The 4,750-nt window shown below is 61.3% G+C and carries 4 protein-coding genes; 3 read left to right on the forward strand and 1 reads right to left on the reverse strand.

Annotated elements, in window-relative coordinates:
* Positions 1-107 precede the first annotated feature (107 nt).
* On the reverse strand, positions 108-1,289 hold the full coding sequence (gene hmpA, locus QMX98_RS32485) for an NO-inducible flavohemoprotein (RefSeq protein WP_010458067.1): 1,182 nt from the start codon (positions 1,287-1,289) through the stop codon (positions 108-110).
* A gap of 158 nt (positions 1,290-1,447) precedes the next feature.
* On the opposite strand from hmpA, the gene norR reads away from it, so the two are divergent.
* The 3 genes from norR to QMX98_RS32500 all read left to right on the forward strand — a co-directional run bounded on the left by norR (position 1,448) and on the right by QMX98_RS32500 (position 4,653).
* Positions 1,448-2,998 carry a nitric oxide reductase transcriptional regulator NorR gene (gene norR, locus QMX98_RS32490; RefSeq protein WP_083375783.1) on the forward strand — a complete coding sequence of 517 codons (1,551 nt, stop codon included), beginning with the start codon at positions 1,448-1,450 and terminating at the stop codon, positions 2,996-2,998.
* Positions 2,999-3,264: 266 nt separating this feature from the next.
* Positions 3,265-4,167 carry a chemotaxis protein gene (locus QMX98_RS32495; RefSeq protein WP_010458072.1) on the forward strand — a complete coding sequence of 301 codons (903 nt, stop codon included), beginning with the start codon at positions 3,265-3,267 and terminating at the stop codon, positions 4,165-4,167.
* A gap of 27 nt (positions 4,168-4,194) precedes the next feature.
* The gene (locus QMX98_RS32500) at positions 4,195-4,653 is read left to right on the forward strand and encodes a GNAT family N-acetyltransferase (protein WP_154912505.1); all 459 of its coding nucleotides are present in this window, start codon (positions 4,195-4,197) and stop codon (positions 4,651-4,653) included.
* Positions 4,654-4,750: the final 97 nt, after the last annotated feature.

Below are 4,750 nucleotides of genomic sequence, written 5' to 3' on the forward strand. Positions count from 1 at the left end.
CCTACAGGTTTTGTGTTGTTCGCGCGATTGCGCAACGGTACAAAACCTGTAGGAGCGGGGCTTGCCCGCGAAGCAGGCGACTCGGTCTCCCGAGTCGCCGCAAACAGTTACTCCAATGCCGAAGCCGGCCCAAAGAACTCGTAACGGCTCTGCTTCTCCGGCACACCCAACGCCTTGAGGTGACGCTTGATTGCCGCCATGAACCCTTTCGGCCCCAGGAAGTAAGCATCCAGATCGCGCTGCTCCGGCAGCCACTCGCCCAGTTGCTCGCGGCTCAACAGCCCGACCGTGTCTGCCGCCGGGCTCACGCCATCATCTTCGGCGTAGCAATAGAAGCGTTTGAGTTGCGGGTGACGCTCGGCCAAGCCATCGATCCAGTCGCGGAATGCATGAACGCTGCCGTTACGCGCGCAGTGGATAAAGTGCACCGGCCGTTCGGTGGCCAGCGCCGCTTCCAGCATCGCCAGCGTCGGGGTGATGCCGACACCACCGCTGATCAGCACCAGCGGTTTGTCACTGGCGGTCAGGGTGAACTCGCCCGATGGCGGGAACAGCTGGATGCTCGAACCAACGTGCAACTGATCGTGCAAGTGGTTGGAGGCGCGGCCACCGGTTTCACGCTTGACGCTGATGCGGTACTGGCCCTTGTTGGCCAACGCCGACAGCGAGTAGTTACGACGGATCTCTTCGCCATCGAGGATCAGTTTCATGCCGATGTACTGGCCCGGTTCCGCTGCCAAAATCGCGCCTTTGTCGGCAGGTTCGAAGTAGAACGAGGTGATTTCCGCGCTTTCCTCGACCTTGGCCGCCACGATGAATTCCCGCGCCCCGCGCCAGCCACCGGGGGCCTGTTCCTTTTGATCGTAGATGCTGGTTTCGGCGCCGATCAGGATGTCGGCCAACTGACCGTAGGCCGCGCCCCAGGCACTCATCACCTCAGGGGTGGCAATTTCTTCGCCCAGCACTTCGGAGATCGCACGCAGCAGGCAAGTGCCGACAATCGGGTAGTGCTCCGGCAGAATTTGCAGGGCCACGTGCTTGTTGATGATCTTGGCGACGAGGTCGCCCAACTGATCGAGCTGGTCGATGTGGCGCGCGTACATCAGAACACCGTTGGCCAGGGCGCGCGGCTGATCACCGCTGGCCTGGTGAGCCTGGTTGAACAGCGGGCGCACTTCCGGGTATTCCGAGAGCATCATGCGGTAGAAGTGAGTGATCAGCGCTTCGCCACCGCTTTCCAGCAACGGCACGGTGGATTTGACGATGGCACGGTCTTGAACGCTAAGCATAAAGTGACTCCTGGGCTACTTTTGGATTGCTAACTGATGACCCTATAGCTATCACTTTCCATGCCAACTATTTAACCCTTTAAAAACAATAACTTATAAACACAGTAGTCATATCGACACACGCTGGCTTATAGTCATCCCGACTACACGGAGTCACTATGACTGCAAAATCCTTGCTTACCGCCCTGCTACCGCTGGTCTCCGACCTGTCCCGCGAACTGCCCGAAGGCGAGCGTTATCGACGCCTGCTCGAAGCCATGCGCGCCCTGCTCCCCTGCGATGCCGCCGCCCTGCTGCGCCTGGATGGCGAATGGCTGGTGCCGCTGGCCGTCGACGGGTTGAGCACCGACACCCTGGGCCGCCGTTTCAAAGTCAGCGAGCACCCGCGTTTCGAAGCGTTGCTCAGCAGCCACGGCCCGACGCGGTTCGCCGCCGACAGCGACTTGCCGGACCCTTACGACGGTCTGGTCGACGGCCTCGACGAGCATCTGGAAGTTCACGACTGCATGGGCTGCCCGTTGTTCATCGACGAGCGTCCCTGGGGCTTGCTGACCCTCGACGCCCTCGACCCGGAAAAATTTGAACCCATCGAACTGGACGCCCTGCAAGCCTTCGCCAGCCTCGCGGCGGCCACCGTCAACGCCGCCGAACGCATCGAACGCCTGGCCAATCGCGCCGAAGACGAGCATCAGCGCGCCGAGGTCTACCGCCAGGCCAGCGGCCAGCAAAACCGCGAGATGATCGGGCAAAGCAAGACGCATAAACGCCTGGTGGAAGAGATCAGCCTGGTGGGCGGCAGCGACCTGACCGTGCTGATCACCGGCGAAACCGGGGTCGGCAAGGAATTGGTCGCGCAGGCGATTCACGCCGCTTCGCCAAGGGCGGACAAACCGATCATCAGCCTCAACTGCGCCGCCCTGCCGGACACCCTGGTGGAGAGCGAATTGTTCGGCCATGTGCGCGGCGCCTTCACCGGCGCCACCAGCGATCGGCGCGGCAAGTTCGAACTGGCCAATGGCGGCACACTGTTTCTTGATGAAGTCGGCGAACTGTCCCTGACCGTGCAGGCCAAGTTGTTGCGGGTGCTGCAAAGCGGTCAATTGCAGCGCCTGGGGTCGGATAAAGAACATCAGGTGGACGTGCGCCTGATCGCAGCAACCAACCGCGACCTGGCCGAAGAAGTGCGCAGCGGCCGCTACCGTGCCGACTTCTATCACCGCTTGAGCGTATACCCGCTGCTGGTACCGGCCCTGCGCGATCGCGGGCGCGATGTGTTGCTGCTCAGCGGTTATTTCCTGGAACAGAACCGCTCGCGGATGGGCCTTAACAGCCTGCGCCTGAACAGCGACGCGCAAGTGGCATTGCTGGCATACGACTGGCCGGGGAATGTGCGGGAGCTGGAGCACTTGATTGGTCGCAGCGCCTTGAAAGCGCTGGGTAACTGCAAGGTACGGCCGAAGATTCTGAGTTTGAGTGCGGCGGATCTGGATTTGCCCAATGGCAGCATCGAAGTGGTCGCCGAGCAACCGGCGGCGGCCCCAATGGCATTGGTGTCGGGGGATTTGCGAGAGGCTACCGAAAATTATCAGCGCCAATTGATCAGCGCTTGCCTGGAACGGCACCACGACAACTGGGCAAGCGCGGCGCGCGAGTTGGGCCTGGATCGGGCGAACCTCGGGCGGATGGCCAAGCGCCTAGGGATGAAATAACCCCCCCGCTGTGGCGAGGGAGCTTGCTCCCGCTCGGCTGCGAAGCAGCCGCAAAACCTGAAAATGCGGATAGTCTGATAACACACATCACCTGATCGGGAGTGCTTCGCACTCCAGCGGGAGCAAGCTCCCTCGCCACAGGGTTCGCCGTTGGGCCGGGAATGGGTATTTAGCCTAAAGCCTGCCCCCAACAAGTCGATAACCCGGCATCAATAGTTTTTGGCGACTTTTTACTCGCCCATCACCTTTTTCCACAGAAGGTTTTTATGTCCACCACCAAAGCCCGCGCAGACTCACTTTCGCTTCTGCTGTTTACCTTGCGCAGCGGCAAGCTGATGGCAATCAACCTGCTGAAAGTCAGCGAAATCATCCCCTGCCCGCCGCTGACCAAGCTGCCGGAGTCGCACCCACACGTCAAAGGCATTGCCACCTTGCGCGGCGCCTCGTTGTCGGTGATCGACCTCAGCCGCGCCATCGGCGAGCGGCCACTGGAAGACCCGAATGGTGGCTGCCTGATCGTCACCGACGTCAGCCGCTCCAAACAGGGCCTGCACGTTCAGGCCGTGAGCAAGATCGTCCACTGCCTGACCACCGACATCCGCCCGCCGCCCTTCGGCTCCGGCGGCGTGCGCTCGTACATCACCGGCGTGACCTCGGTCGACGGCACCCTGGTGCAAGTGCTGGACATCGAAAAGGTCATCCACGGCATCGCCCCGGCGCAGATCGAAATGGCCCCGACCGAACTGAGCATGGAAGACGCCGAAGTGCTGGGTAACGCTCGGATCCTGGTGGTCGACGACAGCCAGGTCGCGCTGCAGCAATCGGTTCACACCTTGCGCAACCTCGGCCTGCAATGCCACACCGCCCGCAGCGCCAAGGAAGCCATCGACTGCCTGCTGGACCTGCAAGGCACGGCGCAGCAGATCAACCTGATCGTCTCGGACATCGAAATGTCGGAGATGGACGGCTACGCGTTCACCCGCACCCTGCGCGAGACGCCGGACTTCTCGCACCTTTATGTGTTGCTGCACACATCGCTGGACAGCGCGATGAACAGTGAGAAAGCGCGTCTGGCCGGGGCCAACGCGGTGCTGACCAAGTTCTCCTCGCCAGAACTGACCCGGTGCCTGATCGAAGCGGCCAAGGCCGTCGCCGAACAAGGTCACTGAGTCATGACCGAACGCTTTTGCTTGCTGATGCGGCGCAACCTTGCCGAGGCGGTGCCCGCAATCACGTGGCCGGTCGGCATTGAATTGATCGAGTACCGTCCCGAAGTCGCCCAAGCCGTCCATCACGTGATGGAACTGGGTCACCTGGAAGGCGGTGGCCGTGTGCCGGAATTGGCGATCTGGCAGCGACGTTTTGAAACCGATCCTGAATATGACCCCACGCTCTGCTTCATCGCTCAAGATGCCGAAGGGATCGTCGGCGTGGCGCAGTGCTGGACCAGCGCCTACATCAAGAAGTTGATGGTGCACCCACGGGCACAGCGACGTGGGCTTGGCCGCGCATTACTGCTCCACGCGTTCCAGGTGTTTCAGGCCCGCCGGGAAGGTTATGTGGATTTGAAAGTACTGGAAGACAACCTTCGGGCGCAGCGGCTGTATGAAAGCGCCGGAATGTATGTAGTCCGCCGAGAATTGGTCCCAGTCTGATACACCGCCATCGCGAGCAGGCTCGCTCCCACAATGTTTTTTTGTCGTACACAACATCGGTGTCTGGTGAAGATCTACTGTGGGAGCGAGCCTGCCC

The sequence above is a fragment of the Pseudomonas sp. PS02303 genome (genome assembly GCF_029959925.1).
GTDB classification, from domain to species: domain Bacteria; phylum Pseudomonadota; class Gammaproteobacteria; order Pseudomonadales; family Pseudomonadaceae; genus Aquipseudomonas; species Aquipseudomonas mandelii.

What these genes read in the sequence shown, in the direction of transcription:
- hmpA (WP_010458067.1), bottom strand. Translation starts at nt 1,289, where the DNA reads ATGCTTAGCGTTCAAGACCGTGCCATCGTCAAATCCACCGTGCCGTTG.
- norR (WP_083375783.1), top strand. Translation starts at nt 1,448, where the DNA reads ATGACTGCAAAATCCTTGCTTACCGCCCTGCTACCGCTGGTCTCCGAC.
- QMX98_RS32495 (WP_010458072.1), top strand. Translation starts at nt 3,265, where the DNA reads ATGTCCACCACCAAAGCCCGCGCAGACTCACTTTCGCTTCTGCTGTTT.
- QMX98_RS32500 (WP_154912505.1), top strand. Translation starts at nt 4,195, where the DNA reads ATGCGGCGCAACCTTGCCGAGGCGGTGCCCGCAATCACGTGGCCGGTC.